Below are 16,897 nucleotides of genomic sequence, written 5' to 3' on the forward strand. Positions count from 1 at the left end.
CCCGAGCAGACGAGGACGGGAGGGGCGCCGGCAGCGGCGCCCCTCGCCGTTCTCGGCCTCTCGACCTGACGGCCGGATGCGGTAAACCAATCGAGAAGCCGGCGGGAGACCGGGCGGAGAGGGAGAGATGCCGAGCCTCGTCGGGATCGACAGCGGCCTGACCGTCACCAAGGCGGTGGTGTTCGACGCCGGCGGCGCGCAGCTCGCCGTCGCCCGCCGTCGCGTCGCGCAAGCGATGCCCCGGCCGCGCCACGTCGAGCGCGACATGGAGGCGCACTGGGCCGCCACCGCCGCCGCGATCGCCGAGGCGCTCGCCGCAAGCGGACGGCCCGCCTCGGATGTCCTCGCGGTCGCCGCCACCGGCCACGGCGACGGGCTCTATCTCCTCGACCGCGACGCGCAGCCTCTCGGCGCCGCCATCCTCTCGCTCGACAGCCGCGCCGGCGCGGAGCTTGCCGGCTGGCAGGCGGACGGCACGGCGGAGCGGGCGCTGGCGCTGACCGGGCAGGTCCCCCACGCCTCCGCGCCCTCGGCGCTCCTCGCCTGGATCCGGCGGCACGAGCCCGAGCGGTTCGCCCGCGTCGCCCATGTGCTGGCCTGCAAGGACTGGTTGCGCTTCCGCCTCTGCGGCACGATCGGCACCGACCCGACCGAGGCGAGCACCGCCTTCACCGAGGTGACCTCGCAGGTCTACACGCCCGACGCGCTCGCCCTCTTCGGGCTGGACGCGCTCCGGACGGCGCTGCCCGCGGTCACCCCCTGCGAGGCGATCGCCGGCCACGTCACCGCCGCCGCCGCGGCCGCGACCGGCCTCGCCGAGGGCACCCCGGTCGCCGCCGGCCTGCACGACGTCACCGCCTCGGCGCTCGGGATCGGCGGGCACGCGGCGGGCGTCGTCGCCATCGTCGCCGGCACCTACTCGATCAACGAGACGGTCTCGGACACCCCCCGCGTCGATCCCCGCTGGTTCTGCCGCAACGCCGTGGCGCGGGGGCGGTGGAACAACATGTCGATCTCGCCGGCCTCGGCGGCGAACTACGACTGGTTCCTCGACACCCTCTGCCGCCGCGAGCAGGAGGCCGCCGCCGCGGCCGGCGGCTCGATCCACGCCGTGCTCGCCCCGGAGCTCGACGCCGCGCTCGCCCGGCCCTCGACGGCGCTCTTCCACCCCTACCTCTTCGGCTCGCCGCACGGGCCCGGGGCGAGCGCGGGCTTCCTTGGGCTGCGCGGCTGGCACGACCGCGGCACGCTGCTCCGCGCCGTGCTCGAGGGCATCGCGATGAACCACCGCGTCCATGTCGACGCGCTGCGCGACGGCTTCGCCGTCGCCGAGGCGCGGCTGACCGGCGGCGCGTCGCGCAACCCGGCGGTGGCGCAGATGTTCGCCGACGTGCTCGGGATGCCCGTCACGGTGACCGACACCGACGAGGCCGCCGCCTGGGGCGCGGCGCTCTGCGCCGGGGCCGGCGTCGGCCTCTTCGCCTCGCCGTTCGCCGACCCGCGCGACCTCGCCGCCATGGGCCGGGCCTTCGCGCCGGACCCGGAACGCGCCGCCGGCTACGCGGCGCGCTACGCCCTCCACCGCCGCGTCTCCGAGGCGATGGCCCCGCTCTGGCCGGAGATCGAGGCGCTCGGCGCGCCCGCGGAATCGGACAAATGAGAAATCTCAGCAAAAACAACACCATGCAGGCGTTGCGCGTGCGCAACGCTCCGGCGTGATGAGAAACGGCCCGGGCGCCCGCCTCGCCGCGATGGACGGGGCCGAGGTCGACGTGGCGATCCTCGGGGCGGGGGTGAACGGCGCCGGGCTCTTCCGCGATCTGTGCGAGCAGGGGGTGCGCTGCCTGATCGTCGACAAGGCGGATTTCGGGTCGGGGACCTCGGCCGCGCCCTCGCGGCTGATCCATGGCGGGCTCAAGTACCTCGAGACCGGCGAGTTCGGCCTCGTCGCCCAGTCGACGCTGGAGCGAAACCTCCTCCTGAGGAACGCCCCGCACACCGTGGAGCCGCTGCCGACGCTGATCCCGATCTTCTCTTGGACGAAGGGGATCGGCGCGGCGCTCCGCACCCTCCTCGGCTCGACGACCGCCCCGCGCAGCCGGGGCGCCGTGCTGATCAAGGCGGGCCTCGCCATCTACGACTTCTACGGGTCGCGCGACCGGGTCATGCCGCGGCACCGGCTGGTCGGGCGGCGGCGGGCGCTGGCGGAGACGCCGCACCTCACGCCCCGCATCGTCGCCGCCGGGCTCTACTACGACGCCAGGGTCCGCAGTCCGGAGCGGCTGGTCTACGAGCTGATCCGCGACGGCCTCGACGCCGAGCCCGGCTCGGCCGCGGCCAACTGGACCCGCCTCGCCGCCGCGGAGGACGGGGTCCTGCGCTTCGAGCTGCCCGGCGGCGGGCTCGCCGTGCGGCCGCGGATCGTCGTCAACGCCGCCGGCCCGTGGATCGACGCGGCCAACGCCGCCCTCGGCGCGCCGTCGCGGCTGATCGGGGGGACCAAGGGGTCACATATCCTGATCGACCATCCCGGGCTCCTCGCCGAGCTTGCCGGGCGGATGATCTACTTCGAGGCCGACGACGGGCGCATCCTGCTCGTCTACGGCTATCTCGGGCGCGTGCTGGTCGGCTCGACCGACATCCCGGCGACGGACCCCGACGACGTGCGCTGCGAGGAGGAGGAGATCGACTACTTCCTCGCCTCGCTGCGCACCCTGCTGCCCGGGCTCGCCTTCGGCCGCGAGCAGATCGTCTACGCCTATGCCGGCATCCGGCCGCTGCCCGCCTCGGACGCCGCCACGCCGGGGCTGATCTCGCGCGACCACTCCGCCCCGGTCGCCGAGCCGGCGGCGGGGCGGCCGTTCCCCGTCGTGTCGCTGGTCGGCGGCAAATGGACCACCTTCCGCGGCTTCGCCGAAGAGGTCGCCGACACGACGCTCGCCCGGCTCGGCCGCCGGCGGCGGGTTTCGACCCGGCGCCTGCCGATCGGCGGGGGACGGGATTTCCCCACGGATCCGGCGGCGCGGGCGCGCTGGCTCGACGAGGCGGCGGCGGCGACCGGGCTCGACCGCGAGCGGCTCGACGCGCTCCTCGCCCGCTACGGGACCACGGCCCGCGCGGTGGCGGGCCACCGCGGGGCATGGACGGACGCGGACCGGCTGGCGGACGCGAGCGACTACAGCCGGGCCGAGATCGACTGGATCGTCCGCAACGAGCTGGTCGGCCGCCTCGGCGACGTCGTGCTCCGCCGTGCGACCCTCGCCGTCTCGGGCCGGCTCACCGCCCGCGACCTCGCCGCCATCGCCGAGGTCGCGGCGGCCGCCCTCGGCTGGGACGACGCCCGGCGCGAGGCCGAGATCGCCGCCGTCGCCGACGACCTCGCCCGCAACCACCGCGCCCGCCCGCGAGATGTCCCACGGTGCGACGCTGGTCAACCGATCAGATAATCCGCAGTTTATCCACAGGATTATATACGGATCTATCCACGGGTCGCCGCCCGCGTCCTCCTTTCACGGAAAGAGCCGCCGGACGCCGCATCACCGGAAGGCGAGGGCGGTCGCGCCGGTTCGCCGCGGCGGCATGATGGCGTCAGTTCTATTCAGGCGAGGCCATCGCGTTACGTGCGGGGTGGGCGCCGTGGCGGAGGGGGCGCGTGGCGCTTGATCCTTGCGGGACCGGCGCCATTCTGGGCGCGCCGACTCGCGGACGGCCGAACGACAAGAACCGGAGGAAAGCATGCTCGACCAGACGCCGGACGCGGCGATCGCACAGGTGCTCGACGGGCTCAACGAGGCGCTGGCGGCGGAGGACGCGCAGGCGGTCGCCGCGCTCTTCGAGCCGGAGGGCTACTGGCGCGACCTCGTCAGCCTGACCTGGAACATCCGCACGATGGAGGGCCGGCCGCAGATCGTCGAGATGCTCGAGGCGCAGATGGGCCGGGCGCATCCGCGGGGCTTCGTCGTCACGCCCGGCGAGGCGGCGGAGGACGCGGGCGGGTTCCAGCAGGCCTGGATCGACTTCGAGACCGACGCGGGCCGCGGGCACGGGCATGTGCGGGTGAGGGACGGCAAGATCTGGACGCTGCTGACCACGCTGAAGGAGCTGAAGGGCCACGAGGAGAAGCGCGGCAAGTCGCGGCCGCGCGGCGTGGAGCACGGGGCGGACCCGGCGCGCAAGACCTGGAAGGAGAGGCGCGAGGCGGAGGCGCAGGGGCTCGGCTACGACGAGCAGCCCTATGTGGTGATCATCGGCGGCGGGCAGGGCGGCATCGCGCTCGGGGCGCGGCTGCGCCAGCTCGGCGTGTCGGCGATCATCGTGGAGAAGAACGCGCGGCCCGGCGACAGCTGGCGCAAGCGCTACAAGTCGCTCTGCCTGCACGACCCGGTCTGGTACGACCACCTGCCCTACATCCCGTTCCCGGAGAACTGGCCGGTCTTCGCGCCGAAGGACAAGATCGGCGACTGGCTGGAATGGTACACCAAGGTGATGGAGCTGAACTACTGGGCCTCCACCACGGCGAAGTCGGCCAAGTACGACGAGGCCAAGGGCGAGTGGGAGGTCGTCGTCGAGCGCGACGGCCAGGAGGTGACGCTCCGGCCGAAGCAGCTGGTCTTCGCCACCGGCATGTCGGCCAAGGCCAACGTGCCGAGCTTCCCCGGGCAGGACGTCTTCAAGGGCGAGCAGCAGCATTCGAGCCAGCATCCCGGGCCGGACGCCTATGTCGGCAAGCGGGTGGTGGTGATCGGGTCGAACAACTCGGCCCACGACATCTGCGCGGCGCTCTGGGAGGCCGGGGCGGACGTGACCATGGTGCAGCGGTCCTCGACGCACATCGTGCGCTCCGACCCGCTGATGCGGCACGGGCTGGGCTCGCTCTATTCCGAGGAGGCGGTGGAGGCGGGCGTCACCACCGCGAAGGCGGACCTGATCTTCGCCTCGATCCCCTACCGGCTGCTGCCGGACTTCCAGAAGCCGATCTACGACGCGATCCGGGAGGAGGACGCCGACTTCTACGCGGCGCTGGAGAAGGCCGGGTTCTGGCTCGACTGGGGGCCGGACGGGACGGGGCTCTTCATGAAGTACCTGCGCCGCGGCTCGGGCTACTACATCGACGTGGGCGCGAGCCAGCTGATCATCGACGGCAAGATCAAGCTCAAGCGCGGGCAGGTGGCGCGGCTGACCGAGACGGCCGTGGTGCTGGAGGACGGGACGGAGCTGCCGGCGGACCTGGTCGTCTACGCCACCGGCTACGGCTCGATGAACGGCTGGGCGGCGGACCTGATCAGCCAGGAGGTGGCGGACCGGGTGGGCAAGTGCTGGGGCCTCGGCTCGGACACGCCGAAGGACCCCGGCCCCTGGGAGGGCGAGCAGCGCAACATGTGGAAGCCGACGGCCCAGCCGGGCCTGTGGTTCCACGGCGGCAACCTGCACCAGAGCCGGCACTACTCGCAGTTCCTGGCGCTGCAGCTGAAGGCCCGGCAGGCGGGCATGGAGACCCCGGTCTGGGAACAGGGGAAGGTGCATCACCTGCGGTGAGCGAGGCGCGCAGGCACGCCCCCTTCGCGCGCGTGCGAGGGGGGCCATGCACCCTGCGCCCGGGGCGGCGAGACGGCGCCGTCGGCGCCACGGGGCAGCGCGCCGCGGGCGCCACGGCGCCGCCCGCGCGACCTCGACGCGGCGCCATGGGTCCGGGCGGCGGCGGCGGTCGCAAGACCGGCGGCGGCGCCCGGAGGTCAGCCACGCCAGTCGACCCAGCGACCGTGAAAGTCGGCCCGGGCGAGGCGGCGCGGGGCGCCGCCGGGCCGGAGGGCCAGGGTGAGCGCCGCGCCGGGCGTGGCGTCGTCGGCCTCGAGGCGAAGCCAGCCGATCGGAGCCTGCAGGGTGGCGCGGGCGCCGGCGGCGGCCAGCGTCGCGGCAATGCGGCCCTCGACGACGAGGGCGTGCAGCGCGCCGGCGAAGCGGAGCGGCAGCGCGTCGGCGCGGTTCGAGGGATCGCCCGACCATCCGAGCACGCGGTCGGCGACGGCGCCGCCGGGCGCGAGGCGCTCGGCGGCGAGGGCGCAGAGGCGCGCGGTGAACGGCGAGCCGAGCTCGGCGCAGAACTCCGCCTGGCGGCGGAAGGCGGCGCGGGCCGCCGCCGCGCTCACCGGAACCGCTCGACGAGGCGCCGGAGCGCGCTCGCCGGGGCGGGCGGCTCCTCCGCGGCCGCCTCGGGCGCAGGCTTCGCCGGGACGGGGTCGGGCTTGGTCCGAGCTTCGGACGGCCCGGGCGCCGCCTTCGGCTTCGGCTCTGGCTTAGGATCGGGGGCCGGGGCGGCGAGCGCCACGGCGTTGGAGAAGCGGGCGAGGTCGCGGGCGACGAGGTCGGGGGCCGCCTTGGCGATGGCGGCGAGGACGGGGTCGAGCCACGCCGCCTCGTCGCGGGCGAAGTCGTTGAGGACGTAGTTCGCCACCACCCGCTTGTCGCCCGGGTGGCCGATGCCGATCCGCACGCGCAGGAACTCCGGGCCGATATGGGCGGCGATCGAGCGGACGCCGTTATGGCCGGCAGCGCCGCCGCCGACGCGGGCGCGCACGCGGCCGGGCGCGAGGTCGAGCTCGTCGTGGAGGACGATCACCTCGGAGGGATCGAGCTTGTGGAAGGCCATGGCGGCGCGGACGCTGTCGCCGGAGAGGTTCATGAAGGTCTCGGGCTTCAGCAGGATGGCGCGGTCGCCGCCGATGCGGCCCTCGGCGATCTGGCCCTGGAACTTCGCGCGCCAGAGCGCGAAGCCGTGGGCCTGGGCGATGGCGTCGAGCGCCATCCAGCCGACGTTGTGGCGGTTGCGGGCGTATTTCGCGCCCGGGTTGCCGAGGCCGACGAGGAGCTTCATGGGCAGGTCCTGAAACGGCGACGCGCCGCGGATGGCCGCGGCGCGTCATCGGATAGCACGGGCTGGCGCGAGGGTCAGCCCTCGGCGGCCTCCTCGCTGTCGGACGCCTTGAGGCCCGACGGGGCCTGGATGGCGGCGATGACGAAGTCGCGGTCGGTGATCGTCGGCTTCGTGCCCTCGGGCAGGGTGACGTGCGAGATGTGGATCGAGTCGCCGACATTGGTGCCGGTCAGGTCGATGACGACCTTCTCGGGGATGTCGCCGGCGGTGACCACCAGCTCGAGGTCGTGGCGCACCTCGGTGAGGGTGCCGCCGCGCTTCAGGCCCGGGGACTTGTCGCGGTTGATGAACTCCACCGGGATGTGGAGCGCGATCCGCGACTTCTCGCTGAGGCGGAGGAAGTCGACATGGACCGGCAGGTCGCGGACGACGTCGCGCTGGACGCCGCGGCAGACCACGCGGTTGTCGACGCCGTCGACCTTGACGTTGAGCAGCGTCGACAGGAACTTGCCCGCCTTGAGCTGCTTCAGCAGGGCGTTGAACTTGAGGTTGATCGGCTGCGGCGCCTCGCCGCCGCCGTAGATCACCCCGGGGACGAGCCCCTCGCGGCGTGCGGAACGGGCGGCCCCCTTGCCGACCCCCTCGCGCGCCACGGCCTCGAGAACCGGCGCTTCGGCCATGGTCCTGCTCCTCGTGACAGTTGCGATGCCGGCGCGCCTCCAAGGGTGCCGCGCCGGAGACGCGCCCCTTAGCCGATCCGGAGCGGGAAGGAAAGGGGCGGATGGCGGCCGCCGGCGAGACGCCCGGGCGGAGTCCTCGCGGCAGGCGTCGCGCGGGGGCCGGCCCTCGGGGGGCGTCGAGCCCCCGCTCGGCCCGGTCGACGTTCCGCCTCCTGGCCCGGCCCCGACGTGGGCGAGGGAGGACGGAGGGCGCTCAGGACAGGGCGCCGAGGGTCCAGGTATGCCGCGGGACGGGAGGCGAAACAGAGGAGGCCCGGTGGCGGGCGGCGCGGGGGTGGGCGGTCCCCGGCGACGTCGTGCCCCCCCGCCCGGACCGGACCGGCCTCGGGTTGCTCGTGGCCGGGGTTTCGGTAGGGTGCGGGCGGGCGACGGAGATCGGCGGAGAGGCAGATGCGGGCGACGCGGCGGATGGTGGTTCTGGGGCTCGGGGCGGCGCTGGCCGGCTGCGCCTCGGGGGGGAGCGTAGGCCCGGGCGGCGTCGCGACGCGGCCCGCGGAGCCGGAATGGATCCCGGCGCCGAGCCCGGGCTTCGACGCCTGGGTGTCGGGGTTCCGCGGGCGGGCGCTGGCGCAGGGGGTGAGCCCGGCGACCTTCGACCGGGCCTTCGCCGGCGCGGGCTTCCTGCCGGCGGTGATCGAGCGCGACCGCAAGCAGACCGAGTTCACCCGCACGCTGGAGGATTACCTCGCCATCGCGGCCTCGGAGGAGCGGGTCGGCAAGGGCCGGGCGGCGCTGGCGCGCTACGGGGCGACGCTGCGGGCCATCGAGGCGCGGTTCGGGGTCGAGCCCAATGTGGTGGTGGCGGTCTGGGGGCTCGAGAGCTTCTACGGCGAGCGGCAGGGCACGGCGCCGGTGATCTCGTCGCTGGCGACGCTCGCCTACGAGGGGCGGCGCGGATCCTTCTTCGAGAGCCAGCTGGTCGCGGCGCTGAAGATCCTGCAGAACGGCGACGTGACGCCGGAGCGGATGACCGGCAGCTGGGCCGGGGCGATGGGGCACACCCAGTTCATCCCGACGACGTTCCTCGCCTATGCGGTCGACTTCACCGGCGACGGGCGGCGCGACATCTGGTCGGCGGACCCGACCGACGCGCTGGCCTCGACGGCGAACTACCTGGCGAAATCCGGCTGGCGGCACGGCCAGCCCTGGGGGGTGGAGGTGCGGCTGCCCGCCGGGTTCTCCGGGCCGCTGGGGCGGGGGACGACGGGGAGCCCCTCGGCCTGGGCTTCGGCCGGGGTGCGCGCCGCGGACGGGCGCGCGGTGCCGGACTACGGGCCGGCCTCGATCCTGCAGCCGCAGGCGGGGGGCCCGGGGTTCATGGTGTTCCCGAACTTCGGGGTGATCCTGCGCTACAACAACTCGGTCAACTATGCGATCGGGGTCGGGCATCTCTCGGACCGCGTCGCCGGCGGGCCGCCGGTGCAGGGGAGCTTCCCGCCGGACGCGAACGGCCTGACCATCGCGGACCGCCGCGAGCTGCAGCGGCGGCTGACGGCGGCGGGGTTCGACACCCAGGGCGCGGACGGGGTGATCGGCGACAACACCCGCGCGGCGATCTCGGCCTGGCAGGCGCAGCAGGGGTATTCGGTGACGGGCGAGCCGTCGCAGCAGATCCTCGCGGCGCTGCGGTAGGGCGGCCTGCGTGCCGGAGGAGCCGGTTCGGCGCGGCCGCCTGGCCTCGCTTGCACGCGTGCAAGCTAGGTCAAGTTGCTGGAATAGATGAGGAATCCCTTGAAGCCAACCTTCTGGAGACGAAGGTGGGCGCTCAGGCGGCGGGAAGAGAGGGCAAGGGGCGGCGCCGTCAGGCTTCCGGCAGGGACAGGGCGCGCATCAGGTCGCGGACCTCCTGGCGGGCGGCGACGTTGGAGAGCGTCATCGCCTGGGGGTCGGTCTCGCGGAGGTCGAGCAGCGTCAGGCCGGAGAGGAAGAGCTCGCGGAAGATCACCCGCTCGGAGAAGCCCGGGGCGAGGCGGAAGCCGATGCGCTGGGCGAGCTCCTGCATCGCCACGCCGACCCGGCGCTTGTTGCGGGCGTCGAGCGCCGCCATGCGGTTGCGCACCACCAGCCAGTCCGTGGGCCGCCGTCCGGTCGAGGCGCGGGCCTGCCGGGCCTTCCACACCATCTCGGCGTAGACGGAGGGGCCCTTGACCCGGCCGGTCGCCGGATCGAGCCGGGCGAGCATGTCGAAGTCGACGAGGCTGTCGTTCATCGGGGTGACCAGCGTGTCGGCCGCCGCATGGGCGAGACGGCTGAAGTCGCTGTAGGAGCCGGGGCAGTCGATCAGCACGAAGTCGCAGTCGGCGAGCTCGGCCATCGCGGCGTCGAAGCGGTCGCGGTCCTCGGCCGAGGCCTCGGCGCGGCTGTCGGCGGCGGAGGGCTTCGGCTGGGCCCGGCGGGGGCTCGGCAGGTCGATGCCGTGGCGGCGCATGTAGTCGGCGCGGTTGTCGAGGTAGCGGAAGAGGCTCTGCTGGCGCAGGTCGAGGTCGATCGCCCCGACGCTGCGCCCCTCGCGCGCCAGCGCGGTGGCGACGTGCATCGCCGTCGTGGACTTGCCGGAGCCGCCCTTCTCGTTCCCCAGCACGATCACATGCGGCATTCGGTCGTCCACGCAAGATAGGCGGCACACGGCCGGCAAGCGCCGCAAGATGTAGACGGCGGAATCGATTCGGGGAAGCCGCCCTCGGACGTGCCGGGGGAGCGGGGCCGGGGGCCATTGGCGCGCTTGCGGCGAGCGCGAAGGGGCCGCCGTCGTGCCTGAGGCACGCCTCCGGCATAACGGCACGGCAGGCGCTGCCGATGCTGGCGTATCGGCGAGGGCGACAACCAGCGCCGGCTCAGAGCCCGTCGATCTCGGCGGCGACGAGGCGTTGCAGCGACCAGAGGTTGCGGTCGCGGATGCCGGCCTCCTCCAGCGAATGGACGGTGTTGCGCAGGTATTCGGCGCTCGATCCGCGCGGTCCGCAGGCGCGGGCGATCAGCCCGGCCGCCTCGGCGAGCGGCAGGCCGCGGACGATGTTCGGCCCCCGCGGCCCGGCCCAGAAGGTGAGCGCGGTCACCGGCCCCGCCTCGGTGTCGAGCCGCACCCAGCGGCGGTCGCCGAGGGTCTCGACGAAGGGCATCTCGCGGCGGACGAGAACGTCGAGCGTCCCGGCCTCGGCGCCGCCGGCGACCTCCAGCGCGAGCCCGGCGCAGCGGCCGCCGGACATCAGCGCCAGCATCAGCCCCGGCGCCTCGGGCGTGCCGCGGAAGCCGCGGATCACCATGCAGAACTGCCGGTGCCAGCCGCGCGCCACGGCGCGCCGCCGCGCCACGGGGGCGAAGGTCGGGTTCCAGGTCAGCGAGCCGTAGGCGAAGACATGGAGCGGCCCGGCGGGGCGCTCGTCCATCAGCCGCGCCACCTGCGCGGCGAAATCGGCGTCGCTGGCCGGGGTGAAGCCGGAGGGAAGGGCAAAGTCCTCGACCTGCCGCGTCGCCCGCGCGACGTGGTCCTCGGTCAGGCTCAGGGCGCGCGGCGACATCGACGCTCCTCTCGATGCGGGGCCGCGCAGGGCCGGCCCCGCAAACGGCGACGGCCGCCCCCGGGGGAGCGGCCGCACCTCGTGGCCTTCGGGCCGGCTCAGAAGCCGAGGCCCTCGTACTTCTTCTTGAACTTCGACACGCGGCCGCCGGTGTCCATCAGCTTGGCCGAGCCGCCGGTCCAGGCCGGGTGGACGCTCGGGTCGATCTCCAGCGACAGCGTGGCGTTCGCGGCGCCGTAGGTCGAGCGGGTGACGTAGGTCGAGCCGTCGACGAGCTTCACCTCGATGAGGTGATAGTCGGGGTGGATGTCCTTCTTCATCGTCTCGCTCCTCAGGCGCCAGCCCCGGCGGGCTTGGTCTGCTCCTTGTAGTTGGTCTTCTCGACGATGCGGGCGGATTTGCCCCGGCGATCGCGGAGGTAGTAGAGCTTCGCCCGGCGGACCTTGCCGCGGCGGACGACGGTGATCGAGTCGATGTTCGGCGAGTGCAGCGGGAAGACGCGCTCGACGCCCTCGCCGAAGCTGATCTTGCGCACGGTGAAGCTCGCGCCGATGCCGGAGCCGCCGTTGCGGCCGATCACCACGCCCTCGTAGGCCTGCACGCGCGAGCGGGTGCCCTCGGTGACCTTGTAGCCGACCCGCACCGTGTCGCCGGCGCCGAAGTCGGGGATGTCCTTGCCCAGAGCCGCGATCTGCTCGCGCTCGAGCTGCTCGATGATGTTCATCGCTCGTCGTCCTTCTGCTCGCCTGGGGCGGCGATGGTCTGCGCGTCCGAGAGCTCTGCCTCTCCGCCCGGGTCCGCGATCCCGGCCTTCGCCAGGTGGGCCCGCCAGAGGTCGGGACGACGTTCCTTGGTCAGCCTCTCCGCCTGCGAGCGCCGCCATTCGGCGACCCGGCCGTGGTGCCCCGAGAGGAGAACCCCGGGGATGGCACGGCCCTCCCATTCGGTCGGGCGTGTGTATTGCGGAAACTCCAGCAGGCCGTCGGAGAAGCTCTCCCCCACGGCCGACTCGGCGTTCCCGAGGACGCGGGGTATAAGCCGGACGCAGGCGTCGATCAAGGCCATCGCGGCGATCTCGCCCCCGGTCATCACGAAGTCGCCGAGCGAGACCTCCTCGAGCCCGCGCGCCTCGATCACCCGCTCGTCCACGCCCTCGAAGCGCCCGCAGACCAGCGTGACCCCCTGCCCCGCCGCCAGCCGCCGCGCCAGCGCCTGGTCGAGCCGCCTGCCGCGGGGGGAGAGGTAGATCGCCGGCCACGCCGCGCTCGCCGGCGGCCCGGCGTCGAGCGCGGCGGCGAGGATGTCCGCCCGCAGCACCATCCCCGGCCCCCCGCCCGCCGGGCTGTCGTCGACGGTGCGGTGGCGGTCGGCGGCGAAGTCGCGGATCTGCACCGGGTCGAGCCGCCAGAGCCCGTCCGCCAGCGCCCGCCCGACGAGGGAGGCGCCGAGCGGGCCGGGGAAGATCTCCGGGAAGAGGGTGAGGACGCGGGCGGTCCAGGGGGTCACGGCGCGTCCGGTTCAGGATCCTCGCGGTCGAGCTCGGCAAGGATGTCCTCGAGGGAATCGTCCCCGAACTCGCCGCGCTCCGCCTGCGCTTGCCCTTCGGCGAGGTGGGCGCGCAGGGCCGCGAGGCGCCGGCCTTCGTCCTCGAGGATGGCGAGGCCGGCGATGACGACCGCTTCCGGCGTGGCGCAGCTGCCCGAGGCCAGCTGCGCCCGAACGAAAGCGTCCCAATGCTCGCCGAGATCGACGTCGATCGTCATGCTGTCCTCCCCCGTCCCCCGCCCAGTATGGCCCGAGGCCGGGCCGCCTGTCAGCCCTCGTCCTCGGCCGGGGGGTCCACCACCATGCGCCGTCCGGCGAGGTCTATCGTGGGCACCGCGGCGCGGGTGAAGGGGACGAGCAGGTCCGGCGCGCCCGGGCGGGCGATCTCGAGGACGTCGCCGGCGCCGTGGTCGTGGACGGCGCGGACGCGGCCGAGCGGGGCGCCGCCGGGGTCGATCGCCTCCATGCCGATCAGGTCGGCGTGGTAGAACTCGTCTTCCTCCAGGGGCGGCAGCCGGTCGCGGGGGGCGTAGAGGCGCGTGCCCTTCAGCGCCTCGGCCTGCTCGCGGGTGACGACGCCGGTCAGCCGCGCCGCGAAGGCGCCCGTCAGCGTCCGGGTGATCTTCACCCCGAAGCTGCGCCCGTCGGCGGCGACGAGCGGCGCATAGGCGACGATCGCCTCCGGCTCGGCGCAGAACGACTTCAGCCGCACCTCGCCCTGCACCCCGAAGGCGCCGGCGAGCGCGCCGACGAGGACGTGGTCCGTGGGAGCGCCCTCCTCAGCCACGGAGCGCCGCCTCGATGCGGGCGAAGTCGGCCGCGTCCACGGAAAAGAGGCCACGGCGGAACGCCATGCCCCAGTGCCGCGGGTCCTTCACGAACCCGAGGTCGGGCAGCATCGGGCGCACGGGGGCGCGGCCCACCGGCTCGTAGCGGGCGCGGCGGACCATCCCCTCGACGCCCGGGGCCATGAGGCGGGGCTGCGGCGCGTCGTCGAGGATCTCGCCGAGCGCCACGAAGGCCTGCACCGCGGGCGCCGCGGGGTCGAGGCGCTCGCGGGGGGCGTAGTAGGCGAAGCGGTCGCCGCGGCGCGGGCGGGCGGCGGCGCGGCCGTCGCCGTGCGAGCAGTGGAACAGGCCCTCGCGCGCGCCCGCGGCGACGTGGTCGGCCGAGGCGACGGCGATCCAGCCGCCACGCCCGTCGGCCGGCGCGGCCATCGCCGTCACCCGGCGGCGGCGGCCGCCTTGTCCGCGCGCTCCTTGGCGCGGGCGACGGCGGCCTTGCCGGGCTCGCCCTGCCTGGGGTTCGAGCGGGCCTTCTTCGGCAGCTCGCCGGCGGCCTCCAGCATCCGCGCGACGCGGTCGGTCGGCTGCGCGCCCTGCGAGAGCCAGTGGCGGATGCGCTCGAGGTCCATCTTCACCCGGCCCTCATCGTCCTTCGGCAGCAGCGGGTCGTAGGTGCCGAGCTTCTCGAGGAAGCGGCCGTCGCGGGCCGAGCGGCTCTCGGCGGCGACGATCGAGTAGTGCGGGCGCTTCTTGGACCCGCCGCGGGCGAGCCGGATCTTCATGGCCATGGGGTGTCTCCTTGATGGCGTCTTTTCAGGACTTGGGCGTGTTCTCGAGATGGCTCTCGTGGTGCCTGATCACTTCCGAGATGATGAAGGTCAGGAATTTCCTGGCGAACTCCGGATCGAGGTCTGCCTCGGCCGCCAGCCGCTCCAGCCGGCAGATCTGGTTCGCCTCGCGCGCCGGATCCGACGGCGGCAGACCGTGCTCGGCCTTGAGCCGGCCCACGGCCTGGGTGTGCTTGAACCGCTCGGCGAGCGTGAAGACGAGGATGGCGTCGAGCCGGTCGATCGACTCGCGATGGCCCCGCAGCAGGTCGGCGGCGCGGCGAATGGCGTCGGCGGTCATCGGGGGATGCTCCCGTTCTGGCCCGGCGGCGGGGCGGATGGCGGAGGTCATTGCAGCCGCTCCGGGCGCGGGTGGCGCCAGACGGCGTCCTTGTCGTCCCAGCGCGCCGCGCCCGCGTCCTCGACGGCGCCGAGGCTGCGCGCCAGCGCGATCGAGGCCGCGTTGTCGCGGTCGATGTAGCTGACCGCGGTCTCCCAGCCGAGAATCCCGAAGGCGTAGTCGCGCGCCGCGCACGCCGCCTCGCGGGCATAGCCGCGGCGCTGGAAGGCCGGGAACACGATCCAGCCGATCTCCCGCTCGGGGAAGAACGACGGCTTGTTGAGCCCGACCTGCCCGACGAAGACGCCGGTGGCGGTCTCCTCCACCGCCCAGGCCCCGAAGCCCATCAGCGTCCACGACCCCACGTCCGCCCCGAAGCCGAACCACACCCGCGGCTCGCGCAGCGGCCCGCCGACGAAGCGCGCCGCATCGCTCGCGAAGAACGCGGCGAAGGGCGCGAAGTCGTCGAGCCGGTGCGGCCGCAGCGTCAGGCGCGCGGTGCGGAGGACGGGCGCAACGGTCATTTCTTCTTGCCGAGCCCCGAGAGGCCGGGCGGCAGCGTCAGTCCCGGCGGCAGGCCGCCGGCGCCGCCGGGCATCGGCGGCAGCCCGCCCGGGGGCATCCCGCCGGGCATGCCCCCGCCGCCGCGCCCGAGCAGCGCCCCGAGCCCGCCGCGCAGCAGGCCCTTCTTGCCCATGCCGCCCATCTTCTTCATCACGTCGGCCATCTGCCGGTGCATCTTCAGCAGCCGGTTCAGGTCGGCGACGTCGAGCCCCGCGCCCGCGGCGATGCGCTTCTTGCGGCTCGCCTGCAGGACCTCCGGCGCGCGGCGCTCCTTCTTGGTCATCGAGTCGATCAGCGCTATCTGCCGGCGCAGCACCTTGTCGTCGAAGCCGGCCTCGTCCATCTGCTTCTGCATCCTGGCCATGCCGGGCATCATGCCCATCAGGCCCTGCATGCCGCCCATCTTCAGCATCTGCTCGAGCTGGCCCTTGAGGTCGTTCATGTTGAACTGACCCTTCTGGAACCGCTTCATCATCCGCTCGGCGGCCTCGGCCTCCAGCGTCTCCTGCGCCTTCTCGACGAGGCTGACGATGTCGCCCATGCCGAGGATGCGGCCGGCGATCCGCTCGGGGTGGAACTCCTCGAGCGCGTCCATCTTCTCGCCGAGGCCGACGAAGCGGATCGGCTTGCCCGTCACCGCGCGCATGGAGAGCGCCGCGCCGCCGCGGCCGTCGCCGTCCATGCGGGTGAGGATGACGCCGGAGACGCCCACGCGCCCGTCGAACTGGGTGGCGACGTTGACCGCGTCCTGCCCGGTCAGGCCGTCGACGACCAGCAGCGTCTCGTGCGGCTTCGTGGCGTCGCGGACCGCCTCGACCTCGGCCATCAACTCGTCGTCGACGTGGAGCCGGCCCGCCGTGTCGAGCATGACGACGTCGTAGCCGCCGAGGGTCGCCTGCTGCTTCGCGCGCTTCGCGATCGCCACCGGGTCCTGCCCCGGCACGATCGGCAGCACGTCGACGCCGACCTGGCTCCCCAGCACGGCGAGCTGCTCCATCGCGGCGGGGCGGCGGGTGTCGAGCGAGGCCATCAGGATGCGCTTGCCCTCGCGCTCCTTCAGCCGCCGGGCGAGCTTCGCCGTCGTGGTGGTCTTGCCCGAGCCCTGCAGGCCGACCATCAGGATCGGAGCCGGGGGCGAGTCGATGCGCAGCTCCTCGGCCTTGCCCTCGCCGGCCAGCGTGCGGACGAGCTCGTCATGGACGATCTTGACGACCTGCTGGCCGGGGGTGACCGACTTCGTCACCGCCTGGCCCTTGGCCTTTTCCTGCACGCGGGCGACGAAGTCGCGGGCGACGGGGAGGGAGACGTCGGCCTCGAGCAGGGCGACCCGGACCTCGCGCAGGGCGGTGGCGACGTCCTCGTCGGAGAGCGCGCCCTGCTTGGTCAGCCGGCCGAAGACGCCGCCGAGGCGGTCGGACAGATTCTCGAACATCGGCCGCGGGCCTCCCTCGACAGGCCGCCCGAAACGACGATCGCGCCGGTGGGCGCAACGCGCTGACCGGCGGCGATCCCCCCATAACGGGCGGGACCGGAAGCGATGGCACTTCCGGAAAACGCCGAGCCTGTAGCCGAGGCGGGGGTCGGGGTCAAGCCGGAGGAGCCATCCGGCCGAAACGCGGTCAGGATCACCGGCGCTGCGTCCGGGCCACGATCCGGCCGCCCGCCCGGCAGGCGCCGCGCCGCATCGGAGGAGGCCTGCCCGCCGCG

At 73.9% G+C, this 16,897-nt stretch carries 19 protein-coding genes; 4 read left to right on the forward strand and 15 right to left on the reverse strand.

All coding sequences use genetic code 11. The features are described from left to right. The first annotated feature begins 127 nt into the window (after window positions 1-127). From KBB57_RS00525 to KBB57_RS00535, 3 genes are all read left to right on the forward strand, one after another. Window positions 128-1,660, forward strand: a complete 1,533-nt coding sequence (locus tag KBB57_RS00525; RefSeq protein WP_290745143.1) for an FGGY-family carbohydrate kinase — start codon at window positions 128-130, stop codon at window positions 1,658-1,660. 58 nt (window positions 1,661-1,718) lie between these two features. After that, a complete protein-coding gene (locus KBB57_RS00530; protein ID WP_290745145.1) occupies window positions 1,719-3,446 on the forward strand; it encodes a glycerol-3-phosphate dehydrogenase/oxidase in 1,728 nt (575 codons plus the stop codon). A gap of 289 nt (window positions 3,447-3,735) precedes the next feature. Further along, window positions 3,736-5,535 carry an NAD(P)/FAD-dependent oxidoreductase gene (locus KBB57_RS00535; RefSeq protein ID WP_290745148.1) on the forward strand — a complete coding sequence of 600 codons (1,800 nt, stop codon included), beginning with the start codon at window positions 3,736-3,738 and terminating at the stop codon, window positions 5,533-5,535. Window positions 5,536-5,732: 197 nt separating this feature from the next. Here KBB57_RS00535 and KBB57_RS00540 read toward each other — a convergent pair whose 3' ends face one another. The 3 genes from KBB57_RS00540 to KBB57_RS00550 form a co-directional block, all read right to left on the reverse strand. Then, a complete protein-coding gene (locus KBB57_RS00540) occupies window positions 5,733-6,146 on the reverse strand; it encodes a DUF2332 family protein (protein WP_290745151.1) in 414 nt (137 codons plus the stop codon). Then, the gene (gene pth, locus KBB57_RS00545; RefSeq protein WP_290745154.1) at window positions 6,143-6,871 is read right to left on the reverse strand and encodes an aminoacyl-tRNA hydrolase; all 729 of its coding nucleotides are present in this window, start codon (window positions 6,869-6,871) and stop codon (window positions 6,143-6,145) included. Before pth ends, KBB57_RS00540 begins: the two co-directional genes overlap by 4 nt. 74 nt (window positions 6,872-6,945) lie before the next feature. Continuing rightward, window positions 6,946-7,551, reverse strand: a complete 606-nt coding sequence (locus tag KBB57_RS00550; RefSeq protein ID WP_290745157.1) for a 50S ribosomal protein L25/general stress protein Ctc — start codon at window positions 7,549-7,551, stop codon at window positions 6,946-6,948. Between the two features lie 450 nt (window positions 7,552-8,001). Here KBB57_RS00550 and KBB57_RS00555 point away from each other — a divergent pair, with 450 nt between their 5' ends. Beyond that, window positions 8,002-9,243 carry a lytic murein transglycosylase gene (locus tag KBB57_RS00555; RefSeq protein WP_290745160.1) on the forward strand — a complete coding sequence of 414 codons (1,242 nt, stop codon included), beginning with the start codon at window positions 8,002-8,004 and terminating at the stop codon, window positions 9,241-9,243. Between the two features lie 169 nt (window positions 9,244-9,412). Here the strand turns inward: KBB57_RS00555 and KBB57_RS00560 are convergent, their stop codons facing one another. From KBB57_RS00560 to ffh, 12 genes are all read right to left on the reverse strand, one after another. Continuing rightward, window positions 9,413-10,207, reverse strand: a complete 795-nt coding sequence (locus KBB57_RS00560; protein ID WP_290745163.1) for a division plane positioning ATPase MipZ — start codon at window positions 10,205-10,207, stop codon at window positions 9,413-9,415. Window positions 10,208-10,445: 238 nt separating this feature from the next. After that, the gene (locus KBB57_RS00565; RefSeq protein ID WP_290745166.1) at window positions 10,446-11,129 is read right to left on the reverse strand and encodes a gamma-glutamylcyclotransferase; all 684 of its coding nucleotides are present in this window, start codon (window positions 11,127-11,129) and stop codon (window positions 10,446-10,448) included. A 98-nt stretch (window positions 11,130-11,227) separates the two neighbouring features. Continuing rightward, entirely contained in the window at window positions 11,228-11,449 is a 222-nt protein-coding gene (gene rpmE / locus KBB57_RS00570; RefSeq protein WP_290745169.1) for a 50S ribosomal protein L31, read from the reverse strand. Window positions 11,450-11,460: 11 nt separating this feature from the next. Further along, window positions 11,461-11,853: a 50S ribosomal protein L19 gene (gene rplS / locus KBB57_RS00575; RefSeq protein ID WP_290745171.1), complete on the reverse strand. Its 393-nt coding sequence runs from the start codon at window positions 11,851-11,853 to the stop codon at window positions 11,461-11,463. Continuing rightward, window positions 11,850-12,635 (reverse strand): tRNA (guanosine(37)-N1)-methyltransferase TrmD, encoded by a 786-nt coding sequence (gene trmD, locus KBB57_RS00580; RefSeq protein ID WP_290745174.1) that lies wholly within the window; start codon window positions 12,633-12,635, stop codon window positions 11,850-11,852. The genes rplS and trmD overlap by 4 nt, the downstream gene beginning before the upstream one ends. Beyond that, the gene (locus KBB57_RS00585) at window positions 12,632-12,892 is read right to left on the reverse strand and encodes a type II toxin-antitoxin system ParD family antitoxin (RefSeq protein WP_290745177.1); all 261 of its coding nucleotides are present in this window, start codon (window positions 12,890-12,892) and stop codon (window positions 12,632-12,634) included. Before KBB57_RS00585 ends, trmD begins: the two co-directional genes overlap by 4 nt. Window positions 12,893-12,942: 50 nt before the next feature. Then, complete coding sequence (gene rimM, locus KBB57_RS00590) at window positions 12,943-13,461, reverse strand: ribosome maturation factor RimM (protein WP_290745180.1); 519 nt, start codon at window positions 13,459-13,461, stop codon at window positions 12,943-12,945. Beyond that, entirely contained in the window at window positions 13,454-13,891 is a 438-nt protein-coding gene (locus KBB57_RS00595) for an EVE domain-containing protein (protein ID WP_290745183.1), read from the reverse strand. The genes rimM and KBB57_RS00595 overlap by 8 nt, the downstream gene beginning before the upstream one ends. Before the next feature lie 5 nt (window positions 13,892-13,896). Then, window positions 13,897-14,247: a 30S ribosomal protein S16 gene (rpsP, locus tag KBB57_RS00600; RefSeq protein ID WP_290745186.1), complete on the reverse strand. Its 351-nt coding sequence runs from the start codon at window positions 14,245-14,247 to the stop codon at window positions 13,897-13,899. Window positions 14,248-14,272: 25 nt separating this feature from the next. Continuing rightward, window positions 14,273-14,587, reverse strand: coding sequence for a chorismate mutase (locus KBB57_RS00605; RefSeq protein WP_290745189.1), 315 nt, complete (start codon window positions 14,585-14,587; stop codon window positions 14,273-14,275). Between the two features lie 47 nt (window positions 14,588-14,634). Beyond that, window positions 14,635-15,150, reverse strand: coding sequence for a GNAT family N-acetyltransferase (locus tag KBB57_RS00610; protein WP_290745192.1), 516 nt, complete (start codon window positions 15,148-15,150; stop codon window positions 14,635-14,637). After that, complete coding sequence (gene ffh, locus KBB57_RS00615; protein WP_290745195.1) at window positions 15,147-16,622, reverse strand: signal recognition particle protein; 1,476 nt, start codon at window positions 16,620-16,622, stop codon at window positions 15,147-15,149. Before ffh ends, KBB57_RS00610 begins: the two co-directional genes overlap by 4 nt. Between the last annotated feature and the right edge of the window lie 275 nt (window positions 16,623-16,897).

This window comes from Amaricoccus sp., assembly GCF_017993425.1.
Taxonomy (GTDB): domain Bacteria; phylum Pseudomonadota; class Alphaproteobacteria; order Rhodobacterales; family Rhodobacteraceae; genus Amaricoccus.